The 20,000-nt window shown below is 74.2% G+C and carries 21 protein-coding genes; 7 read left to right on the top strand and 14 right to left on the bottom strand.

Features of this window, described 5'->3' with window-relative positions; all coding sequences use genetic code 11:
* Positions 1-3: 3 nt before the first annotated feature.
* The 4 genes from ACFXMG_RS21290 to argC are packed head-to-tail and all read right to left on the bottom strand — an operon-like array spanning position 4 to position 4,299.
* Positions 4-1,209, bottom strand: coding sequence for an acetylornithine transaminase (locus ACFXMG_RS21290; protein WP_383826621.1), 1,206 nt, complete (start codon positions 1,207-1,209; stop codon positions 4-6).
* On the bottom strand, positions 1,206-2,111 hold the full coding sequence (argB, locus tag ACFXMG_RS21285) for an acetylglutamate kinase (RefSeq protein ID WP_383826624.1): 906 nt from the start codon (positions 2,109-2,111) through the stop codon (positions 1,206-1,208). The genes ACFXMG_RS21290 and argB overlap by 4 nt, the downstream gene beginning before the upstream one ends.
* On the bottom strand, positions 2,108-3,274 hold the full coding sequence (gene argJ / locus ACFXMG_RS21280; RefSeq protein WP_383826627.1) for a bifunctional glutamate N-acetyltransferase/amino-acid acetyltransferase ArgJ: 1,167 nt from the start codon (positions 3,272-3,274) through the stop codon (positions 2,108-2,110). Before argJ ends, argB begins: the two co-directional genes overlap by 4 nt.
* On the bottom strand, positions 3,271-4,299 hold the full coding sequence (gene argC / locus ACFXMG_RS21275) for an N-acetyl-gamma-glutamyl-phosphate reductase (protein WP_383826630.1): 1,029 nt from the start codon (positions 4,297-4,299) through the stop codon (positions 3,271-3,273). Before argC ends, argJ begins: the two co-directional genes overlap by 4 nt.
* 198 nt (positions 4,300-4,497) lie before the next feature.
* Here argC and ACFXMG_RS21270 point away from each other — a divergent pair, with 198 nt between their 5' ends.
* From ACFXMG_RS21270 to ACFXMG_RS21260, 3 genes are all read left to right on the top strand, one after another.
* Complete coding sequence (locus ACFXMG_RS21270; RefSeq protein WP_383826633.1) at positions 4,498-5,037, top strand: MarR family winged helix-turn-helix transcriptional regulator; 540 nt, start codon at positions 4,498-4,500, stop codon at positions 5,035-5,037.
* Positions 5,034-5,510 (top strand): MarR family transcriptional regulator, encoded by a 477-nt coding sequence (locus ACFXMG_RS21265; protein ID WP_383826636.1) that lies wholly within the window; start codon positions 5,034-5,036, stop codon positions 5,508-5,510. Before ACFXMG_RS21270 ends, ACFXMG_RS21265 begins: the two co-directional genes overlap by 4 nt.
* Positions 5,511-5,665: 155 nt before the next feature.
* Positions 5,666-6,133: a hypothetical protein gene (locus ACFXMG_RS21260; protein WP_383826639.1), complete on the top strand. Its 468-nt coding sequence runs from the start codon at positions 5,666-5,668 to the stop codon at positions 6,131-6,133.
* Here the strand turns inward: ACFXMG_RS21260 and ACFXMG_RS21255 are convergent.
* A complete protein-coding gene (locus ACFXMG_RS21255; RefSeq protein ID WP_383826642.1) occupies positions 6,028-7,674 on the bottom strand; it encodes an SMI1/KNR4 family protein in 1,647 nt (548 codons plus the stop codon). The two genes, ACFXMG_RS21260 and ACFXMG_RS21255, sit on opposite strands and share 106 nt — an antisense overlap.
* A 137-nt stretch (positions 7,675-7,811) precedes the next feature.
* Between ACFXMG_RS21255 and ACFXMG_RS21250 the strand changes: the two genes are divergently transcribed.
* A complete protein-coding gene (locus ACFXMG_RS21250) occupies positions 7,812-8,681 on the top strand; it encodes a sigma factor-like helix-turn-helix DNA-binding protein (protein ID WP_383826645.1) in 870 nt (289 codons plus the stop codon).
* On the opposite strand, the gene ACFXMG_RS21245 is transcribed toward ACFXMG_RS21250, so the two are convergent.
* From ACFXMG_RS21245 to ACFXMG_RS21225, 5 genes are all read right to left on the bottom strand, one after another.
* Entirely contained in the window at positions 8,647-8,862 is a 216-nt protein-coding gene (locus tag ACFXMG_RS21245) for a hypothetical protein (RefSeq protein ID WP_383826648.1), read from the bottom strand. The genes ACFXMG_RS21250 and ACFXMG_RS21245 overlap by 35 nt on opposite strands.
* Positions 8,863-8,917: 55 nt before the next feature.
* Positions 8,918-10,120: a methyltransferase gene (locus tag ACFXMG_RS21240; protein WP_383826651.1), complete on the bottom strand. Its 1,203-nt coding sequence runs from the start codon at positions 10,118-10,120 to the stop codon at positions 8,918-8,920.
* A gap of 48 nt (positions 10,121-10,168) precedes the next feature.
* Positions 10,169-10,762 (bottom strand): histidine phosphatase family protein, encoded by a 594-nt coding sequence (locus tag ACFXMG_RS21235; RefSeq protein ID WP_383826654.1) that lies wholly within the window; start codon positions 10,760-10,762, stop codon positions 10,169-10,171.
* 68 nt (positions 10,763-10,830) lie between these two features.
* A complete protein-coding gene (locus ACFXMG_RS21230; RefSeq protein WP_383826657.1) occupies positions 10,831-11,295 on the bottom strand; it encodes a GNAT family N-acetyltransferase in 465 nt (154 codons plus the stop codon).
* Positions 11,296-11,407: 112 nt separating this feature from the next.
* A complete protein-coding gene (locus tag ACFXMG_RS21225) occupies positions 11,408-12,841 on the bottom strand; it encodes a PLP-dependent aminotransferase family protein (RefSeq protein ID WP_383826660.1) in 1,434 nt (477 codons plus the stop codon).
* On the opposite strand from ACFXMG_RS21225, the gene ACFXMG_RS21220 reads away from it, so the two are divergent.
* Positions 12,840-13,817: a DMT family transporter gene (locus ACFXMG_RS21220; protein ID WP_383826663.1), complete on the top strand. Its 978-nt coding sequence runs from the start codon at positions 12,840-12,842 to the stop codon at positions 13,815-13,817. The two genes, ACFXMG_RS21225 and ACFXMG_RS21220, sit on opposite strands and share 2 nt — an antisense overlap.
* 69 nt (positions 13,818-13,886) lie before the next feature.
* On the top strand, positions 13,887-14,099 hold the full coding sequence (locus ACFXMG_RS21215) for a DUF1918 domain-containing protein (protein ID WP_383826666.1): 213 nt from the start codon (positions 13,887-13,889) through the stop codon (positions 14,097-14,099).
* 6 nt (positions 14,100-14,105) lie between these two features.
* On the opposite strand, the gene ACFXMG_RS21210 is transcribed toward ACFXMG_RS21215, so the two are convergent.
* Positions 14,106-15,365: a glycoside hydrolase family 10 protein gene (locus ACFXMG_RS21210; RefSeq protein ID WP_383826669.1), complete on the bottom strand. Its 1,260-nt coding sequence runs from the start codon at positions 15,363-15,365 to the stop codon at positions 14,106-14,108.
* A gap of 196 nt (positions 15,366-15,561) precedes the next feature.
* Between ACFXMG_RS21210 and ACFXMG_RS21205 the strand changes: the two genes are divergently transcribed.
* Positions 15,562-16,422: a 3-hydroxybutyryl-CoA dehydrogenase gene (locus ACFXMG_RS21205; protein ID WP_383826672.1), complete on the top strand. Its 861-nt coding sequence runs from the start codon at positions 15,562-15,564 to the stop codon at positions 16,420-16,422.
* Between the two features lie 134 nt (positions 16,423-16,556).
* On the opposite strand, the gene ACFXMG_RS21200 is transcribed toward ACFXMG_RS21205, so the two are convergent.
* From ACFXMG_RS21200 to ACFXMG_RS21190, 3 genes are all read right to left on the bottom strand, one after another.
* The gene (locus tag ACFXMG_RS21200) at positions 16,557-17,087 is read right to left on the bottom strand and encodes an NUDIX hydrolase (RefSeq protein ID WP_383826675.1); all 531 of its coding nucleotides are present in this window, start codon (positions 17,085-17,087) and stop codon (positions 16,557-16,559) included.
* Positions 17,088-17,149: 62 nt separating this feature from the next.
* The gene (locus tag ACFXMG_RS21195) at positions 17,150-18,490 is read right to left on the bottom strand and encodes a transcriptional regulator (RefSeq protein WP_383826678.1); all 1,341 of its coding nucleotides are present in this window, start codon (positions 18,488-18,490) and stop codon (positions 17,150-17,152) included.
* Between the two features lie 282 nt (positions 18,491-18,772).
* Positions 18,773-19,861: a PP2C family protein-serine/threonine phosphatase gene (locus ACFXMG_RS21190; protein WP_383825449.1), complete on the bottom strand. Its 1,089-nt coding sequence runs from the start codon at positions 19,859-19,861 to the stop codon at positions 18,773-18,775.
* Positions 19,862-20,000: the final 139 nt, after the last annotated feature.

The raw sequence follows: 20,000 nt of genomic DNA, 5'->3' as shown, positions 1-20,000 counted from the left end.
GCCTCATTCTCCGGTTCGTCCTTGCCCGTTCGCCTCGGTCGCCTTCTCCAGGACCCCCGGGAGCGCCCGGAGGAAGGCGTCCGCCTCGGCGTCGGTGAGGACCAGCGGAGGCATGATCCGTACGACGTCGGGTGCGGGCGCGTTCACCAGGAGGCCGGCGTCCTGAGCCGCCTGCTGCACCTGGGGCGCGAGGGGCTCGGTGAGCACGATACCCAGCAGGAGGCCCGCGCCACGGACATGGGAGACCAGCGGGTGGCCGAGGCCCTCGATTCCGGAGCGCAGCCGCTCGCCGACGGCCTTGACGTGGTCGAGGGCGGCGTCGGCGCCGAGGGTGTCCAGGACGGCGAGGCCGGCGGCGCAGGCGATCGGGTTGCCGCCGAAGGTGGTGCCGTGGTGGCCGGGGGCGAAGAGCGCGGCGGTCTCGCCGAAGGCGACGGTGGCGCCGAGCGGCAGGCCGCCGCCGAGGCCCTTGGCGAGGGTGACGATGTCGGGGTCGACGCCCTCGTGGGCCTGGTGCTCGAACCACTGGCCGCACCGGCCGATCCCGGTCTGGACCTCGTCGAGGACGAGGAGGGTGCCGGTGGCGCGGGTGATCTCGCGGGCGGCCTTCAGGTACCCGGCCGGCGGGACGACGACGCCGTTCTCGCCCTGGATGGGCTCGATGATGACGAAGGCCGTCTCCTCGGTGACGGCGGCGCGCAGCGCTTCCACGTCGCCGTACGGGACGTGGGTGACGTCGCCGGGCAGCGGCAGGAAGGGGGCCTGCTTGCCGGGCTGGCCGGTGAGCGCGAGGGAGCCCATGGTGCGGCCGTGGAAGCCGCCGTCGGTGGCGACCATGTGGGTCCGGCCGGTGAGCCGGCCGATCTTGAACGCGGCCTCGTTCGCCTCGGCGCCCGAGTTGCAGAAGAAGACCTTGCCCGGGCGTCCGAAGAGCGACAGGAGCCGCTCGGCGAGGGCGACCGGCGGTTCGGCGACGAAGAGGTTGGAGACGTGGCCGAGGCTCTGGACCTGGCGGGTGACGGCCTCGACGACCGCCGGGTGGGCGTGGCCGAGGGCGTTGACGGCGATGCCGCCGACGAAGTCCAGGTACGCGTTGCCGTCGGCGTCCCAGACGGTGGCGCCCTCACCGCGCACGAGGGGCAGGCGCGGGGTGCCGTAGTTGTCCATGAGCGAGCCCTGCCACCGCTCGGTCAGCTGTTCGTTGCTCATGCTTCCCCCTGTCCGTCCGGCACGACCATCGTGCCGATGCCCTCGTCGGTGAAGATCTCCAGCAGGATGGAGTGCTGGACGCGCCCGTCGATGACGCGGGCGGTGGTGACGCCGTTGCGGACGGCGTGCAGGCAGCCCTCCATCTTGGGGACCATGCCGCTGGAGAGCTCGGGCAGCAGCTTCTCCAGCTGGCTGGCGGTGAGCCGGCTGATGACCTCGTCGCTGTTCGGCCAGTCCTCGTAGAGGCCCTCGACGTCGGTCAGGACCATCAGGGTCTCGGCGCCCAGCGCCGCAGCGAGTGCCGCAGCCGCCGTATCAGCATTGACGTTGTAGACATGTCCGTCGTCCTGGGAGCGGGCGATGGAGGAGACGACCGGGATGCGGCCGTCCTCCAGGAGCGCCTGGATGGCGCCGGTGTCGATGGCGGTGATCTCGCCGACCCGGCCGATGTCGACGCGTTCGCCGTCGATCTCCGGCCGGTGCTTGACGGCGGTGATGGTGTGGGCGTCCTCGCCGGTGAGGCCGACGGCGAGCGGGCCGTGCTGGTTGAGCAGCCCGACGAGCTCGCGCTGGACCTGGCCGGCGAGCACCATGCGGACGACGTCCATGGCGTCCTCGGTGGTGACCCGCAGGCCCGCCTTGAACTCGCTGACGATGCCGTGCCGGTCGAGGGCGGCGCTGATCTGGGGGCCGCCGCCGTGCACGACGACCGGCTTCAGGCCGGCGTGGCGCAGGAAGACGACGTCCTGGGCGAAGGCGGCCTTCAGGTCCTCGTCGATCATGGCGTTGCCGCCGAACTTGATCACGACGGTCTTGCCGTGGTGGCGGGTGAGCCAGGGCAGCGCCTCGATCAACGTCTGGGCCTTCGGGAGGGCGGTGTGCTTCCGCGTGGCATTGCTCATGACGAGTACGCGCTGTTCTCGTGGACGTAGTCGGCGGTCAGGTCGTTGGCCCAGATCACGGCGGACTCGGAGCCGGCGGCGAGGTCGGCGGTGACGACGACCTCCCGGAAGCGCATGTCGACGAGGTCGCGGTCCTCGCCGACGGAGCCGTTCTTGCAGACCCAGACGCCGTTGATGGCGACGTTCAGCTCATCGGGCTCGAAGGCGGCGGAGGTGGTGCCGATGGCGGAGAGCACCCGGCCCCAGTTGGGGTCCTCGCCGTGGATGGCGCACTTGAGGAGGTTGTTGCGGGCGATGGAGCGGCCGACCTCGACGGCGTCGTCCTCGGTGGCAGCGTTGATCACCTCGATACGGATGTCCTTGCTGGCGCCCTCGGCGTCGCCGATGAGCTGGCGGGCCAGGTCCGCGCAGACCTCGCGGACGGCCTCGGCGAAGTCGTCCTGCGCGGGGGTGACGCCGGAGGCGCCGGAGGCGAGCAGGAGGACGGTGTCGTTGGTGGACATGCAGCCGTCGGAGTCGACCCGGTCGAAGGTGAGGCGGGTCGCGGTGCGCAGGGCGGCGTCCAGGCCCTGGGCGTCGACGTCGGCGTCGGTGGTGAGGACGACGAGCATGGTGGCGAGGCCGGGGGCGAGCATGCCCGCGCCCTTGGCCATGCCGCCGACCGTCCAGCCGTCCTTGCCGGCGACGGCCGTCTTGTGGACGGTGTCGGTGGTCTTGATGGCGATGGCGGCCTTCTCGCCGCCGTGGACGGAGAGTTCGGCGGCGGCCTTCTCGACGCCCGGGAGGAGCTTGTCCATGGGGAGGAGGAGGCCGATGAGGCCGGTGGAGGCGACGGCGACCTCGCCGGCGCCGACCTCCGCGCCCTGTCCGCTGAGGACCTCGGCGACCTTCTCGGCGGTGGCGTGGGTGTCCTGGAAGCCCTGCGGGCCGGTGCAGGCGTTGGCGCCGCCGGAGTTGAGGACGACGGCGGTCAGCTCGCCGTCGGCGAGGACCTGCTGCGACCAGACGACGGGCGCGGCCTTGACGCGGTTGGACGTGAAGACTCCCGCGGCGGCGCGGCGCGGCCCGGTGTTGACCACGAGGGCCAGGTCCGGGTTGCCGTTCGACTTGATCCCGGCGGCGATGCCCGCCGCCGTGAATCCCTGCGCTGCGGTGACGCTCATGGAGCGACTCCAATCGTGGAGAGTCCGGTGTCCTCGGGAAGGCCGAGGGCGATGTTCATGCTCTGCACCGCGCCGCCGGCGGTGCCCTTGGTGAGGTTGTCGATGGCGCTGATCGCGATGATCCGGTGCGCGTTCGCGTCGTACGCGACCTGGATGTGAACGGCGTTGGAACCGTGGACGGACGCCGTGGCGGGCCACTGCCCCTCGGGGAGGAGGTGGACGAAGGGCTCGTCCGCGTACGCCTTCTCGTAGGCGGTGCGGACGGCCTCGGCGGTCACGCCGGGCTTCGCGGCGGCGGTGCAGGTGGCGAGGATGCCGCGCGGCATCGGGGCCAGGGTCGGCGTGAAGGAGACCGTGACCCGCTCGCCGGCCGGGCCGCTGAGGTTCTGGATCATCTCGGGGGTGTGCCGGTGGCCGCCGCCGACGCCGTACGGGGTCATGTTGCCCATGACCTCGCTGCCGAGCAGGTGCGGCTTGAGGGCCTTGCCCGCGCCGGAGGTGCCGGAGGCGGCGACGATCACGGCCTCGGGCGCGGCCAGCCCGTCCGCGTACGCCGGGAAGAGGGCGAGCGAGACGGCGGTGGGGTAGCAACCGGGCACCGCGATGCGCTTGGACCCCTCCAGCGCGGCGCGGGCACCCGGCAGTTCGGGGAGGCCGTAGGGCCAGGTGCCGGCGTGCGGGGAGCCGTAGTACGTCTCCCAGTCGGCCGGGTCCTTCAGGCGGAAGTCGGCGCCCATGTCGACGACGAGGACGTCCGGGCCGAGCTGCTCGGCGACGGCCGCGGACTGGCCGTGCGGGAGGGCGAGGAAGACGACGTCGTGTCCGGCGAGCTCCTCGGGCGTGGTGGGCGCGAGGACGCGGTCGGCGAGCGGCAGCAGGTGCGGCTGGAGACCGCCGAGCCGCTGCCCCGCGTTGGAGTGACCGGTCAGCGTGCCGATCTCGACGTGGGGGTGGGCGAGGAGAAGGCGCAGGAGCTCCCCGCCCGCGTATCCGCTCGCGCCCGCGACTGCTGCTCGTACCGTCATCGAAACCCTCCTCATAGATGGCATGACTATACGTGGCGTCGTAGTTTTATGCAACGAGGTGGGGGGTGATGGGGGTTGAGCTTCACTCTCCAGGGTGCCGGGTGGGGCGGAGGGGCGCATGCGCCGTGGTCGGCTGGGGTTGGCCGTGGTCGGTGAATTTAGTAGCCATAGACATAGTAGCTATGTACTCTATCTGGCATGAGCAAGGGTTCCCCCGGCCCCTCGGCCGGCTTTCTGGTGTGGCGGCTCGCCAACAAGTGGCGCGTCGCCGTCGACCGCGCGGTGGGCCTGCTGGGCCTCACCCACGCGCAGTACTCGCTGGTCGCCTCGCTGTACGGCATGGGGCGCACCGGCGAGCGGCCCAGTCAGCGGCGGCTCGCCGACCACACCGGCATGGAGGCGCTGTACGTCTCCAAGCTCGCCCGCTCGCTGGAGTCGGCCGGTCTGATCGAGCGCACCCGCGACCCGCGCGACCCGCGCGCCGTCCAGCTCTCCCTCACCGAGGAGGGGCGGACCGTCACACGACGGGCCATCGGCGTGGTGCAGGACCTGCTGGAACAGCTCCTCGAACCGCTGGGGGGCCGGGACGGGGCACGGACGGGCGCGTTCGTCGAGGAGCTGAGGACCTTGCTCGATGTACCGCTGGTGCCCGGAGCGCCCGCCGGACCCTCCGGATCCCTCGGAACTGAGATCAGCGGCACGACCACCGACACGACCACTCAGGGGGCAACACCATGACCACGACCGTCTCGCCCGTCGCCGACTCCCGCATGCTCGGCCTGGCCCACTACGCGGCCCGGGGCCTGCTGGAGCACGTCCTGGCCCGGCACGGCGCCACCTTCCAGCAGCAGATCGCGCTGCGTACGGCGGTCACCGCCGAGGCCCCGCTGACCCCGGACGACCTGGTCGCCCGGGTCCACGCCACCCTCAAGGCCGACCCCGCCGAGATCCTGGCCGCCCTCGACGCCCTGCGCGCGAAGGACCTGCTCGTCGCGGACGGCCCCCACCTGCTCCCCACGGACGCGGGCCGTGACCTGCTCGCCGCCGTCGGCGCCGAGACCGCACCCCTCACCGCCCGCGTCTGGGCCGACATCCCGCCCGACGACCTGGCCGCCGCCGGCCGCGTCCTCGCCCTCGTCACCGAACGCGCCGACAGGGAACTCGCGGAGCTGGAGCGGGGGGCGCGGGAGCGGGGGACGGTGGAGGGCTGATGCGCGTAACCCCTGGTCGAGGCGGAGCTCGCGGACGCGCGGCGGGCGCTCGCCCGGGACCTGCTGCGCGGCTGAAGCGGCCTGGCGCCGATTCCCGTAGCGGAACTGTGGGCTCCGTCATGGCCCCGACGGGCTTTGCCTGCTGAGGTCGTCGGATGCTGCTCCTCGTGCTCCTCATGGTGCTGATCGTGGGTTTCGGGCTCGCCGGGTACGGCTTCGGCCGGCTCGGGCAGGCCGGTGTGCTGCGGGCCGACCGGGTCACCCGGCTGAGATGCGGCGCCGCGCTCGCGGGCGCGGGCGCGGCGGCGCTGTACGCCTGGGGGCTCTTCGGCGTCGGAATGGCGGTGCTCGTCACGGAGGACAGCGGTTCGGACGCCTTTCCGCCCGCGCCGTGTCGGGTGGCGGGCGACCCGGCGGCCTCGGCGGGCGTGACGGGCCACCGCGTCGAGTACCTGCCGCCCCGGTACGTGTGCGAGCTGCGGGACGGGGGCAGCCGCGTGACGGGCGACGGGCCCGGCTACGTGGGCCCGGCGGTGCTGGGGCTCCTGGCGACCGCGGCCGTCTGCGTCTTCCTCGCGGAGGCGGGGCCCAGCCCCTCGGCCCGGAAGGTCTCCAAGGGCTGACCCAGTCGGGCGGCCAGCTCCAGCGCCTCGTCGAGCCCGGCGCCCGGCCCGGTCAGCCGCACCGCGGCGAGACCCTCAGGCGCGGCCCCCGAGTCCAGCAGCGCGGCCCACTGGTGCCGGTCCAGGGCCAGGTAGCGCAGCCCCGGCAGCCCCGCGAGGACCGCCGGGTCGGCGAGCGGGACCGCGCTCAGGTCGAGCCCGCACAGTCCGGGGACGGTACGCAGCGGGGCGAGGTCCACCGGGGCGTCGGCGCCCGTCAGACACAGGGCGCGGAGGTGGGGGTGGGCGGCCAGCGGGGCCAGGCCGGTGGCACCTGTGTGGGTGCTGGTCAGGGCGGTGGTCAGTGATTCGACCGGGGTCGTCCGCAAGGGCGTGAGGTCCCGGGCCGCCGCCCCTCCGAGGAGCGTCACCCGGCGCAGGGCGGGGGCGCCGGCGAGCGCGGCGAGGTCGACCGGGCCCTCGCCGTCGCGGTGGTGGACCTCCTGGACGTCCGGGCCGGGAGGCTCCGCCACGGTCCCGGAAGGTCGCGGCCGCACGGAGCCGCTGAGGGTGCGGTCGAGCCAGACGTTCCCGTCGGAGACGTGGTACGCGCCCCGCTCCAGCTCGCCGAGGACCCGCCGCAGCAGCGCCGTGACCGACTCCGCGAGATAGGCCGCGCCGTAGGCGTGGTCGCGGCCGATGCCGATGACCTGCCCGGGGACGCCGTGGCGGGCCGGGGCCAGATCCACCGCCCGGTAGTTGCCGTCCTCCCCGGTGAGGAACGGGATCCGGGTCGGATCGCCCGTGCAGCGCCGCACCCTCCCGGGCGGGTCGGCGTCGAGGATCACCGCGTTCCAGCCGAGGCCCCAGCCCGTCCAGTCCGGCTCCCGCTGGTACGCGAGCGTGGCGGCCACCTGGTCGAGACTCAGCCAGCCGCCCTCGCCCAGGAGGCAGCGGTGCCGTTCGTCGACCGTGTCCCCGTCGGCGAGGGCGTACAGGGCGCGGAGGTCGGCGGGCAGTCGGGCGCCAAGCCGCCGCTCCGCCGCCGCGATCGCGCTCCCGGTGGCGGGCGCGGGCAGCCGCTCGGTCCGGCCCAGGATCGCGGCCCGCCGCCCGACGATCGCCCGGAACAGCGCGACCGCCTCCCCGGGGTCGCCGACCGGGTCCGCCGTGCCGATCTGCTCCGTACGGCCCGGCTCCGGCAGCCGGGCGTCCGGATCCAGAAGGATCCGGAAGCCGCCCGCCCCGCCGCGGACGCGCGTACCGGAGGCGACGACCAGGCGGTACGCCCCTCCCGGCGCGCACCCCAACTCCCCCGTGCTGCCCGGCGGTCCGCCCGGCGCCCGCAGTGCCCGGGCCGGCGCGACAAGGCCGCGGTACTTCCCGCGGCCCCGTGGCGACTGCCAGGAACCGTCCGGAATCCGGAATCCGCCGCTGGTCTCGAAGCCGTGATCGTCCTCCGTCCAGGACAGCCGCGCCTCCGTCCAGCCCTCCGGCGCGGCCCGGAGGAACTCCGCGGCGAACTCCTCCGCCGCCCGCTCCCGCTCCCGCTCCGCCGTCACGACCGTCCCCCTCGTTCGTATCGCCTCACTGTCGATCGTGACACCCGGCACCGACAACGCCTCTCCCGGCCCGGCGTCACAACGCCGGCGGCCGGCCCGTCAACCCGGTGAAGGCACCTGACGGGAAGTGAGGCCCCATGCACGACGACGCTGAGGTGACGGCGCTGGGCGCGCGGTTCGACGCCGACGAGGAACGGCTGCGGGGCGTCGCCCTGCGTCTCCTCGGCACGGGGGCGGAGAGGGAGGCGGAGGCGGAGGCCGTACTCGGCAGGGTCCGGGCGGACCTGGGCGAGGACGCCCCAACGGTCCTCCGTCTCTGCCTGACGGCCCTGGTCGCCCGCGCGTGCCTCGATGCGGGCGGGCACGCGCACGGGCACGCGCGCGTGGCACCGGAGCCGGACGGGGAGGGGGCGGAGGGCGGCCTGGAAGGGCCGGAAGGGCTGGACGAGACGGTCCTCATGGGCTTCCTGGCTGTGCTGGACCGGCTGGGGGCGCGTCACCGGCTCGCGTACCTCCTCCACGACGTGTTCGGCCTGCCGCCCGGGGAGGCGGCCCGGGTGATGGGCGGCACCGCCACCGAAGCCGCCCGCCGGGCGCGGCGGGCACGGGACAGGCTGCGGGGCGGAGGCGGAGGCACGGCGCTGGACGGTGGCGATTCAAGACGCCAGAGGGCCCTCGTGGATGCCTTCCTGTCCGCCGCACGCGCGCGTGACGCGGTCGCGCTGACCGCGCTGCTCGATCCGGAGGCAATCGCCTACACGGAGCGGGGCCCGGTGCACGGGGCCGCGGCCGTGGCACTGGCCGCGGCGGCGGCCCTGTCTGCTCGGCCGGGTGACGTACTCCGGCCCGCGCTGGTGGAGGGCACGGTCGGGGTCGTGGCATTCGCGGCCGGGAGCCCCGTCGCGGCGGTGGCGTTCGGCTTCCGCCGGGACCGGATCGTCAGCCTCGACATCACGACGGCGGCGGAGCACCTCAGCGCCCTGGACCTGGCCTTCCCGGATACGTGACGGGCGCGGAGGCCGCGGCGAGGGAGGCGCGCAGCCGGGTCAGCCGGCCGATCTCCTCGTCGAGGGCGCCGATCCGCCGGGCGACGACCGGGGACATCCCGGAGCACACCCCCTCCGGAACCGTCCCGCCGCCCAGGGACGCGGCGTCGACGAGATGCAGCACGTCGGCGCGGGCCCGCACGTCCTCGACCGTGAGCCCGAGGGCGAGGAGATGGCGGACGACCCCTCCCCGCTCCTCAGCCCCTGACCGCCCGCAACACCACGAACTTCGGATCGCTCGCGACCAGTTCACTGTTCCCGAAGATGCGCCTGAGCGTCACGTGGTACCCGAGGTGCCGGTTGCCCACGACCCACAGTTCGCCGCCCGGCGCGAGGGCCCTGCGGGCGTCGGAGAACATGCGGCGGGCGGTGCGGTCGGTGGTGGCCTGGTGGGTGTGGAAGGGGGGGTTGTTGAGGACGAGGTCGAGGGTGCCGGTGGGGACGTCGGCTAGGCCGTCGGCGACGGTGAACTCGGCCTTTCGGTGCTCGCCCGCGTGGGTGCGGAAGTTCTCCTCGGCGGAGGCGACGGCCTGGTAGGACTCGTCGGTGAAGAACAGTTCGGCGTCGGGTTCGGCGAGGGCTACGGCGAGGCCGACGACGCCGTTGCCGCAGCCGAGGTCGGCTACGCGGGCGTGGCCGAGGTCGCGGGGCAGGTGGCCGAGGAGGAAGCGGGTGCCGATGTCGAGGCGGTCGGCGCAGAAGACGCCCGCGTGGTTGACGACCGTGCGGCCGGCGAGGCCGGGTGCGGGGGTGTCGGCGGGGAGGTCGTACCGGTACGGCCAGGGGTTCGGCCCGGGGGCGGCGGCCGGGTCGGGGGTGGTGTGGATGAGCCGGGCCTTCTTCACCGCGAGGGAGGTGCGGGTGGGGCCGAGGATCCGCTCGAAGAGGGTCAGCGTGGAGGTGTGGATCTCCTTGACCATGCCGGTGCCGACGATCACCGTGCCCTCGTGGACGGCGGGGGCGAGCCGGTGGAGCTGGTCCTCCAGGAGCGCGAGGCTCTTGGGGACGCGGACGAGGAGGACGTCGATCCGCGCGGGCGGCGGGTCCTGGGTGGTGAGGAGCCGGACGGCGTCGGGGGCGGCCCCGGCCCGGCCGAGGTTGGTCCGCGTGGCCTCGCGGCCGAGGTACGAGTCGGAGATCTGGACGAGCTCCCCGGCTTCGGTCCCCACCCCCGCCCCGGCCCCGGCCCCCACCCCCGCCCCCGCGCCCCGCAGCGCGGTGACGAGCGCGCCCCAGCGGTCGCCTAGGACCGCGACGGTGCCGGAGAGGTCGGTGCCGGTCTCGGCCAGGTGGTTCAGGAGGTACTCGTCGGCCGCGTCCCAGGCGCGCAGCGGATCGCGCGGGTCCTCGGGGTGGCGGGTGAGGGTGACGTCGCCCCATGGCGTGGTCAAACGGTTCATCGTGCCCCCAGGCTAGCCGCTCGCCCCCGGCCGGGACGCCGTGCCGGCTCAGCGGAGGGCGGGGGCGACCAGGTGGAGGTGCCAGGCGCCGGGGCGGCCGACGAGGGTGACGGTCGACAGGGGGCGGACGTCGACGCTCCAGTAGGTGGCGGGCGCGGCCCGGAGGGCGTAGACGAGGGCGGCGCGGACGACGGAGGGTTCGGCGACGGCGACGACCGTGACGTCGGCGGCGGTGACGTGGTCGGCGGGGCGGGTGTCGAGCCAGCCGCCTATGCGCGAGATGAAGGCGAGGAGGGGTTCGCCGCCGTGCGGGGCGGAGCGGGCGTCGGCGAGCCAGGCGTCGACGGCGGCCGGTTCGAGGGCGGCGACCTCGGCGAGGGTGAGCCCGCGCCAGCGGCCCATGTCGCAGTCGCGCAGGGCGGGCTGCGCGAGCGGGGCGTAGCCGAGGGCGGTGCCGGTGGCGCGGCTGCGGAGGGTCGGGGAGCAGTAGCGGAGTTCGGCGGCGCCGAGCGGGAGGAGCGCGGGCGCGGCCTGCTGCACCTCGTACCAGCCGGCCTCGTCGAGCGGCCGGTCGTCGTCGAAGCGTTCGGCGAGCAGGGAGGAGCTGCGCGCCGCCGCGACCAGCGTGACCCGAAGACCCATGGCCGAGATCGTGAGGCCGGTGGGACTCCGGGTCAAGGGGCGGGTACGGGGGACCGGGAGGTCCGGGTTCACTGCTGTCCGAGAGCCATCCACTTGTCCGGATTCTCCAGTGGCGTGAATCCGACCTTCTCGTAGACGCCGTGGGCGTCGGCGGTCGCGAGCATGATCCGGCGGAGCCCGTACCGCTCCAGGTGGTCGCGGACGGCGGTGACGAGGGCGGTGCCGAGGCCGGTGGCGCGGGCCGGGTGGTCGACGTAGACGTCGCAGAGCCAGGCGAAGGTGGCGTAGTCGGTGACCACGCGCGCGTAGGCGGCGATCTCGCCGGTGTCGCGGTGGTAGGCGCCGAAGTTGAGCGAGCCGGCGATGGCCCGGTCCTGCGTCTCCCGAGGTCGGCCGAGGGCCCAGTACGCGTCGGTGGAGAGCCAGTGGTGGACGCGGGCGCCGTCGAGGCGGGCCGGGTCGGCGGAGATCTCGTACGTCCCGTGGAGGACGGCGGGTTCGGCGGCGGGTACGGAGGTGGTGGTCTCGCTCATGGGCGCAGGATGCCAGCGGGTCCGGCATGTGTCAGGCGGGTTTTCCGGGCCGCCGCGGTGGCCGCGTACGCCAGGCATGGCTCCGTACGCCGCCGCGTCGGCCCGGCTCGTGTCACGGAAGGAGTTCGTCCATGGCCGTCCTGAGCCTGCGGACGCCCTCGGCGATCTCCGTGGGTCCGGCCACACCCGCGAAACTCAGCCGGATGTGGCCGGCGGGGGGTTCGGCGCAGAAGTAGGGCCGGCCGGGTGCGGCGGCGACTCCGGCGCGGAGGGCGGCGGCCAGGAGGGCGGACTCGGGGAGGGTGTCGGGGAGGCGGAGCCAGAGGTGGTAGCCGCCGGAGGGGATGTGGGGCAGGGCGAGTTCGGGGAGCCGGAGGGCGACGGCGGCGGTGAGGACGTCGCGGCGGGCCTTCAGCTCCTGGGAGACGGTCCGCAGATGGCGGGACCAGGCCGGGGCGCCGACGAGTTCGAGGGCGGCCTCCTGGAGGGGGCGGGGGACGAAGAAGCTGTCGACGACCTGGATGGCGCGCAGGCGTTCGAGGACGGGGCCCCGGGCGGCGAGGGCGCCGACGCGGAGGCTCGCCGAGGTGATCTTGGTGAGGGAGCAGACGTGGACGACGACGCCGTCGGGGTCGTCGGCGGCGAGCGGCGCCGGCAGTGGTCCCGCGTCCTCGTGGACGAGGCGGCGGGCGAAGTCGTCCTCGACGACGAAGGCGCCGGCGGCGCGGGCGATGCGGACGACCTCGCGGCGGCGGTCCGGCGGGAGGAGGGCGCCGGTGGGGTTCTGGAAGAGCGGCTGGCAGACGAGGACGCGGGCGCCGGTGGCGCGGAAGGCGGCTTCGAGGAGGTCGGGGCGGATGCCGTCGGCGTCGGTGGGGACGGGCACCGGGCGCAGCCCCGCCGCGCGGGCGACGGCGAGCATGCCGGGGTACGTCGGGGACTCGACCAGCACCGGGGTGCCGGGCGCGGCGAGCGCGCGCAGGGCGGTGGTGAGGGCGGACTGGCCGCCGGCGGTGATGAGGACCTCGGCGCCGGTGACGCCTCCGCCGATCTCGCGGGCGAACCACTCGCGGAGTTCGGTGAGGCCGTCGGTGGGCGGCCGGCCCCAGGCGCCGGGGCGTCGGCCGGCCCGGGCGAGGGCGGCGGCGAGGGCCCGCTCGGGCTGGAGGGAGGGGTGGAGGTAGCCGCCGTTGAACTCGACGACGCCGGGCTGGGGCGCGGCGAGGGTGACGAGGACGCCGGAGGCGTCGACGGCGCGGGGGACGAGTTCGGCGGCGGCGTCGGCGCTGAGCGCGAGCTGCTGCCAGGAGGTGTCGCCGGTGGAGGCGGGGGCGGGGGTCTCGGCCTTGAAGGCGCCGGCGCCGGGGCGGGTGACGACGAGGCCCTCGGCGGCGAGCTGGGCGAGGGCGCGGGTGACGGTCACCGGGGAGACCCGGAAGCGCTCGACCAGGGCGCGGCTCGACGGCAGCTTTCCACCCGGAGAGTAGCGGTCGAGCTCCGCCTTCAGGGATTTCGCCAGTTCGGCCACGCTGCTACGCTCATGCATGAGAGCACAGAATAGCGCTACTGCCCCGATGGCGATAGCGGTCGGCACCCCGGCCGGAAGCGCTTCCGCCACGGCGCCCGCGGCCGCCCCCACCGACGCTCCGTCCGTGACCGCCTCCCCCGGTGCCCAGGGCACGCTGCTCGCCCTCCTCGGTGTCGTCGCCTTCTCGCTCACCTTCCCGTCGACGGTGTGGGGCCTGGAGAGCTTCGGGCCCTGGTCGCTGGTGGCCGTCCGCTCCACGCTCGCCGCGCTGATCGCCGGCGCCTTCCTCCTCGGCGGCCGGGTCGCGCTGCCGGAGCGGCGCCACTGGGCTGGGCTCGCGGTCGTCGCGGGCGGCGTCGTGGTGGGCTTCCCACTGCTGACGACGCTCGCCCTCCAGACCTCGACGACCTCGCACGCCGCCGTCGTCGTGGGCCTGCTGCCGCTCACCACGGCCACCTTCGCCGCCGTGCGGACCGGCCGCCGCCCGTCCCGTACCTTCTGGATCGCCGCCGTCGCCGGTGCCACCGTCGTCATCGCCTTCACCGTGCAGCAGAGCGGCGGCGCGCTCTCCACCGGCGACCTCTACCTCTTCGGCGCGCTGCTGGTGTGCGCCGCGGGCTACACCGAGGGCGGCCGGCTCGCCCGGCTGATGCCGGGCTGGCAGGTGATCGGCTGGGCGCTGGTGCTCTGCCTGCCGCTGATGGTCCCCGCCTCGGCCGTCGCGCTCGCCCTCGAACCCGTGCACCTCACCGCCCACGGCGTCATCGGCCTGCTCTGGGTGGCGGCCGGCTCCACCTTCTTCGGCCTGTACGTCTGGTACAGGGGCATGGCCGCGATCGGCATCCCCCGCGCCAGCCAGCTCCAGCTCGCCCAGCCGCTCCTCACGCTCGTCTGGTCGGTCACCCTGCTCGGCGAGTCCCTCCCGCTGGCCGCGCCCCTCGCGGCGGCCGGCGTGCTGGTCTGCATCGCGGTGACCCAGCGCGCGAAGAGCTGACGCGGCGGGCGGGCGTGACCTGCGCCACAATCGTAGACAGAGGCCCTACGCGCGCGAGGAGGTTCCCCGATGCAGGCGAGTGTGGGCGACAAACTGCTGGTGCACGGCCGGACCGTCGGTCAGCACGACCGTACGGCCCAGGTCCTTCAGGTGCTGGGGGAGAACGGCACGCCCCCGTACCGGGTCAAGTTCGACGACGACGGTCACGAGGCCCTGATGTCGCCCGGCCCCGACACCGTCGTCCGTCACCACGGAGAGCAGCGCTACGGAGAGCAGCGCTAGCGAGCGTCACGCCGGATTCCCGGTCCGCGGCGCGCGGGCCCTCGCCGGGTAGTGGTCGGCCACGGCGGCGGCGAGCGCGCCGTTGCGGTCCCGCGTGACCTCCTTCGCCGCGAAGTAGCAGTGGCCGCCGACGCCCGGCCGGCCGGCGGCCAGCGCGAGGTGCCGTGACAGCTCCTTCGGGTCCTGCCACTCCGCGGGCTGGTCCGGGTCGCCCGCCTTGTACAGCGCCTCGCCGATGTAGAGCCCGACGCCCGTGTCCCTTACCGCCGCGTCCCACCAGTCGAGGAGGGTGGCGTAGTCGGTGGCGGGGTGGCCGATGTGCCAGTACAGCTGCGGCACCACGTGGTCGATCCAGCCCTCGCCGATCCACTTGCGGGTGTCCGCGTACAGGTCGTCGTAGGTGCCCACACCGCCCCGCGTGTCCGAGCCCTCGGGGTCGTCGGCGATGTTCCGCCACACCCCGAAGGGGCTGACGCCGAAGGCCACCCCCGGCTTGATCTCCTTGATCCGGGCGGACATCTCCGAGACCAGCAGGTCGGTGTTGTTCCGCCGCCAGTCCGCGCGCTCGGGGAAGTCCGCGCCGTGCAGGGCGTACGACGCGTCGTCCGGGAAGCTCTCCCCCGCGACCGGGTACGGGTAGAAGTAGTCGTCCCAGTGGACCGCGTCGAGGTCGTAGCGGCGCACCGCGTCCAGCATCGCGTCCTGTACGAAGCGCCGGACCTCGGGCAGCCCGGGGTCGTAGAGCAGCTTCCCGCCGTAGGACACGATCCAGTCGGGGTGGAGCCGGGCCGGGTGGGACGCCGCGAGCCGGGTGGGGTCCGTGTGATTCGCCACGCGGTACGGGTTGAACCAGGCGTGCAGCTCCAGACCCCGTGCGTGGGCCTCGGCCACCGCCGCGCCCAGTGGGTCCCAGCCCGGGTCACGCCCCTGCGTACCGGTGAGGCACTGCGCCCAGGGCTCGTACGGCGAGGGCCACAGGGCGTCCGCGGTGGGCCGCACCTGGAGCACGACCGCGTTGAGCCGCCGCTCCACCGCCTGGTCCAGGTGGGCCAGGAGTTCCGCCCGCTGCGCCTCCGCGGTGAGCCCGGTGCGGGACGGCCAGTCCCGGTTGGCGACGGTCGCCACCCACACGCCCCGGAAGCCGTGCGGGGACGCCTCCGGCTCCCGCGCCCGCACCTGGCGAGGCTCCGCCCCGGCGCCGCCCGCCGCCGTGCCCGAGCCCGCTGGACCGACGACGGCGAATGCCGCTCCCGTGGCGGTCGTCACAAACCCTCTTCTCCCGATAGGCCGCACTTGTACCCCTCAGCTGTCGGATACGTCACACCCCCACGCACAGCATGCCCGCTCCGGCCGATCGATCATCGCGCGATTCGGAGTAACGTCATGGGGTCGAGGCGGACGCACCGGAATCACACGGGGCCCGCCGCCAGAGAAGAGCGAAAGGCACGAGGTGACGGACTCCATGGCCGACATTGAGCGCGTCGGAGTGGTGGGCTGCGGCCAGATGGGCGCGGGCATCGCAGAGGTGTGTGCCCGGAGCGGTCTCGAGGTGAAGGTCGCCGAGACCACCGGCGAGGCGCTGGAGATCGGCCGCACCCGACTGCTGAACTCGCTGACCAAGGCCGCCGAACGCGGCAAGATCAGCGAGGAGGAGCGCGACGCCGCGCTCGCCAACCTCTCCTTCACCACCGACCTGGGCGAGTTCGCCGACCGCGACCTGGTCATCGAGGCGGTCGTGGAGAACGAGCAGGTCAAGACCGAGATCTTCCAGGTGCTCGACCAGGTCCTGACCCGGCCCGACGCCATCCTGGCCTCGAACACCTCCTCCATCCCGCTGGTGAAGCTGGCCGTGGCGACCTCCCGCCCCGACCACGTCATCGGCATCCACTTCTTCAACCCGGCCCCGGTGCAGAAGCTCGTCGAGCTGATCCCCGCCCTCACCACCTCCGAGGGCACGATCAGCCGGGCGCAGGGCTTCGCCGAGAAGCTGCTCGGCAAGCACGCGATCCGCGCCCAGGACCGCTCGGGCTTCGTCGTGAACGCGCTGCTCGTGCCGTACCTGCTCTCCGCGATCCGGATGTTCGAGTCCGGCATCGCGAGCCGCGAGGACATCGACAACGGCATGGAGTACGGCTGCGCCCACCCGATGGGCCCGCTGAAGCTCGCGGACCTCATCGGCCTCGACACGATCGTCTCGATCGCCGACTCGATGTACTCCGAGTTCAAGGAGCCGCTGTACGCCGCTCCCCCGCTGCTCCAGCGGATGGTCGACGCGGGCCGGCTGGGCCGCAAGACGGGCTCGGGCTTCTACGTCTACCCCTGATGTCCCGGTCCTGACCGACCGGCTCTCCGACGCCTCCGGCGTCCCACGAATGTCGCTCTCCGCGACCCGAACGGCCCGTACCCCCGCACAGGTACGGGCCGTTCACCTTTCCCCGGATAAACGCCGTCGGGGTGTCAGCCGAGCCGCAGATGGTGGAGCATCAGCAGCCCGGCCGCCATGTTCGCCGCCGGGACCTCGCCCCGGGCGATCAGCTCCGGGACCTCCTTCAGCGGCACCCACGCGCGCCGCGAGGACTCGAAGCCGTCGACCGGCGGGCCGGTCCAGGTGGCCCGGTCGGTCCAGTAGAGGTGGTGCCGGGCGTCGCTGAGCCCGTTCGAGGGCTCGACGGTGAGGAGGGGGCGCAGCGGTCCTGGCCGCCAGCCGGTCTCCTCCTCCATCTCGCGGGCGGCGGCGGCCTCGGGGGTCTCGCCGTCCTCGACGACTCCGGCGGCCAGCTCCCAGCCCCAGCTGTCGGTGATGAAGCGGTGGCGCCAGAGCATCAGGACCTCGTCGGCGTCGTTGACGACGGTCGCGACGGCGACGGGGCGGAGCCGGATCAGATAGTGGTCGAGGTGCCGGCCGTCCGGGAGTTCGACGTCCGCGAGGTTCACCCTGAACCACCGGTTCTCATAGACGGAACGCTCACTTACTTTCGTCCACTGCACGTTGTTGCCACCTTCCGACTGGTAGGCGCGTGTTCGGTGGCAATATCGCAGCAGTTGAACGGTCAGAGCGGAACGCGCAGCGCCCCGTCGATCAGCGCCGCCGCCTCCCGGGCGTCCCCCGCGTCACTGGCCAGCAGGTGCTCCCGGGCCCGGCGCAGCCGGTCGCGCAGCCGCCGCGACTCCATCCCGCGCGCCCGCTCGGTCATCTCGACCGCCGTGCGCGCCGCCGAGTCCGCCTCGCCCTGCCGCAGTTCGACCTCGCAGAGCAGCGCCAGCCGGTGCACCCGGCCCCGGTCGTGCGAGGGCGTCCCGGCCGCCCGCGCCGCGTGCTCGTACGCCCCCGCGAGATCACCCAGACTGAGGAGTGCCTCCGCGACCTGTACGTTGACGAGTCCGGGCTGTACGTAGCCGGTCTCGGCCGGCTCCGCGGCCGGCGCGATCCGCTCCTCCGCGCGCTCGGCCCGCCGGATGCAGTCGAGCGCCGCCGCCCCGTCGCCGATCCGGGCGTACGCCTTCGCCTGCATCACCGTCAGATCGGCCGCAAGCGCGGGGGTGATGGTGCCGTCCGCCGTCCGCAGCGCCGCCTCCGCGAAGGCCACGGCCTGCCGGAACTCGCCGAGCAGCAGCGACTGGTTGACCATCAGCGCGACGACGTAGGCGCCGAACGCCCGGTCCCCGCTGGCCTTGGCGAGCCGCAGCGCCTGCTGGAAGTAGCGCTGCGCGAGGCCGTGCGCGTCGGCGTCGTAGGCGCAGATCCCGGCCACCGCCACCAGTCCCCCGGTGGCCCGGTGCAGGGAGCGCCCCAGCGCGTCGCTGTAGGAGCCGCGGAGCCGGGGCGCGGCCTCGGTGGTGAGGAAGCCGACGATCCGGGCGCGGGTCGCGATGCCGCCGGCCTTGCGGTACATCTGCTCGTAGTGCGCGCGGGCGGCGCTGAGCAGGGCGATGTCGGCGGGCTCCACGCGGGTGAGGCCGGTCCGGGAGACGTCGGTGTCCTCCGGCGGGTTCTCCCACTCCCACACCGGCATGACGGCGGGCGTGCCGGTCACGGCCGGCGCGCTCACCAGGTACGGGCGCTGCTGCTCGTCCGAACGCCACAGGGCGGTGGCGCGGTCGACGAAGCCGGAGAGCGGGGTGCCGGGCGCGGGCGGGCCGCCGCCGGGCACGCCGAGCCCGATGTCGTCGAGGGTGACGGGCCTGCCCAGCCGGGCGGCGAGCACCTCGCAGATCAGGTCGGGCACCTGGCCGCGCGGCCGCTGTCCCTTCAACCACCGCGCCACGGCGGTGTGTTCGTAACGCAGGGCAAGTCCCCTGGCCCCGCCGGCCCGGTTCACCCGGGCGGCGAGACCGGCGTGGGAGACGCCCGCCTCGTCCAGGAGGGCGTCGAGCAGGGTGTTGGGCTGCATGGCCCCTCCGGTCGCTCGGTGAACTCAGCGTAGCGGTGGCTGAATTCGCCCGGTGCGATTTCGCACGGGGTGTGAATGAAGTACCCGTTCTTCCGGTCCGTGCGCGCTGCCGCCGGTGGAGCCCGTACCGCTTGACTGGGCTCCTCGCCAGAAGGCGAGGAACGACCGGGCCGCCGGCTCCCCCTCGTACAGTGCGGCCGCCCGGTCCGCGCCGCCCGCCCCGCCGATCTGCCCGACACTCCGTGGCGGGGCGGGCGGCGCCCGTACCCCCGGACCCTCCGCTCAGCAGTGGGTGGAGGGAGCGGGCCGGGGACGGCGCAGCCCGGGTTCGGCGGGCTGCGCCGGCACCCGGACGCGGTCGTTGCGGACGACGAGCAGGGCCACGTCGTCGTCGAGCCGGCCGCCGGTGTGGCGCAGCAGCGCCTCGTGCACCTGCCGGACGAGCGTCCGGGGCACCTGTCCGGCGCTCCGGGCGAGCGCCGCCTCCAGGCCGAAGAAGCGGCCCCGGTGGTCGCGGGCCTCCTCCGCCCCGTCGGTGTGCAGCACCAGCGTCTCGCCGGGCAGCAGCCGGGCGGCGGTGTACGGGACCAGCACGGCAGGCAGCGGCAGGACGCCGAGCGGCGGCAGCGGCTCGCCGACGGGCAGGCGCTCCATGCGGGCTCCGAGGCGGTACGGGGCGGGGTGGCCGCAGTCGAGGACGGCGAGCCGCCCGTCGGCGCGGACCTCCAGGAGCAGCAGGGTCACGAACTCCTCGGCCACCGGGTGCTCGGGCTCGCCCTCGCCGCGCGCGGGGTGCTCGTCGCGCGCCCGCTCCCGCAGGTGCCGTTGCAGCGCCCGCTCCAGTCTGCGCAGTACGTCGCCGAGTTCGGCCTCGTCGTGGGCGGCCTCGCGGAAGCTTCCGAGGACGGCGACGACGGCGCCCAGCGCGGCCAGCCCGTGGCCCCGTACGTCTCCGATCACCATCCGCACCCCGTACGGCGTCGCCACCGCCTCGTACAGGTCGCCGCCCACCGAGGCACCGCGGGTGGCGGACAACTGCCCGGCCGCCAGGGCGAGTCCGTCGAGCCGGGCGGGCGGCGGGCGCAGCAGCACCTGCTGGGTCGCCTCGGCGACGGCCCGCACCCGGGCCAGCTCGCGCCGCAGCTGCCGGCGCACGCCGAGGACGAGCCCGGTGCCGACGGTGAGGAAGACGATGCTGGTCGCGATCCGCATCGGCAGCCCGGGCTGCCGGGCCAGCGGACAGCCGAACTTCCAGGCCACGGCGACCGCGCCCCAGCCGACCGGGAGGGCGAGCGGCGCCGACCGGCGGAGCCGGGAACCGACGGCGACCGTCGTCCTCCGGATGCGGCTGCTACGGCTGGTACGGATCATGTACAGCCCTTCCCGAGCCCCGACAGCGCCCGAAGGCCCTGCGGCACACAGGCCCGCCCCTGTGGCCGCGTCGATTCTGCCGACCGTACGGACCACAGGGGAACACCCCCCGTCGATCTCACCCGAAGGAGTGAGCACC

The sequence above is a fragment of the Streptomyces sp. NPDC059201 genome, from assembly GCF_042754585.1.
Lineage (GTDB): Bacteria > Actinomycetota > Actinomycetes > Streptomycetales > Streptomycetaceae > Streptomyces.
Note: the sequence above shows the minus strand (reverse complement) of the source record. Positions and strands in the feature narration are given on the sequence as shown.

Bases quoted from the DNA above. Each gene is read 5' to 3' on its own strand.
- ACFXMG_RS21290 (WP_383826621.1), bottom strand. From the start codon at position 1,209: ATGAGCAACGAACAGCTGACCGAGCGGTGGCAGGGCTCGCTCATGGAC.
- argB (WP_383826624.1), bottom strand. From the start codon at position 2,111: ATGAGCAATGCCACGCGGAAGCACACCGCCCTCCCGAAGGCCCAGACG.
- argJ (WP_383826627.1), bottom strand. From the start codon at position 3,274: ATGAGCGTCACCGCAGCGCAGGGATTCACGGCGGCGGGCATCGCCGCC.
- argC (WP_383826630.1), bottom strand. From the start codon at position 4,299: ATGACGGTACGAGCAGCAGTCGCGGGCGCGAGCGGATACGCGGGCGGG.
- ACFXMG_RS21270 (WP_383826633.1), top strand. From the start codon at position 4,498: ATGAGCAAGGGTTCCCCCGGCCCCTCGGCCGGCTTTCTGGTGTGGCGG.
- ACFXMG_RS21265 (WP_383826636.1), top strand. From the start codon at position 5,034: ATGACCACGACCGTCTCGCCCGTCGCCGACTCCCGCATGCTCGGCCTG.
- ACFXMG_RS21260 (WP_383826639.1), top strand. From the start codon at position 5,666: ATGCTGCTCCTCGTGCTCCTCATGGTGCTGATCGTGGGTTTCGGGCTC.
- ACFXMG_RS21250 (WP_383826645.1), top strand. From the start codon at position 7,812: ATGCACGACGACGCTGAGGTGACGGCGCTGGGCGCGCGGTTCGACGCC.
- ACFXMG_RS21240 (WP_383826651.1), bottom strand. From the start codon at position 10,120: ATGAACCGTTTGACCACGCCATGGGGCGACGTCACCCTCACCCGCCAC.
- ACFXMG_RS21235 (WP_383826654.1), bottom strand. From the start codon at position 10,762: ATGGGTCTTCGGGTCACGCTGGTCGCGGCGGCGCGCAGCTCCTCCCTG.
- ACFXMG_RS21230 (WP_383826657.1), bottom strand. From the start codon at position 11,295: ATGAGCGAGACCACCACCTCCGTACCCGCCGCCGAACCCGCCGTCCTC.
- ACFXMG_RS21220 (WP_383826663.1), top strand. From the start codon at position 12,840: ATGAGAGCACAGAATAGCGCTACTGCCCCGATGGCGATAGCGGTCGGC.
- ACFXMG_RS21225 (WP_383826660.1), bottom strand. From the start codon at position 12,841: ATGCATGAGCGTAGCAGCGTGGCCGAACTGGCGAAATCCCTGAAGGCG.
- ACFXMG_RS21215 (WP_383826666.1), top strand. From the start codon at position 13,887: ATGCAGGCGAGTGTGGGCGACAAACTGCTGGTGCACGGCCGGACCGTC.
- ACFXMG_RS21205 (WP_383826672.1), top strand. From the start codon at position 15,562: ATGGCCGACATTGAGCGCGTCGGAGTGGTGGGCTGCGGCCAGATGGGC.
- ACFXMG_RS21195 (WP_383826678.1), bottom strand. From the start codon at position 18,490: ATGCAGCCCAACACCCTGCTCGACGCCCTCCTGGACGAGGCGGGCGTC.
- ACFXMG_RS21190 (WP_383825449.1), bottom strand. From the start codon at position 19,861: ATGATCCGTACCAGCCGTAGCAGCCGCATCCGGAGGACGACGGTCGCC.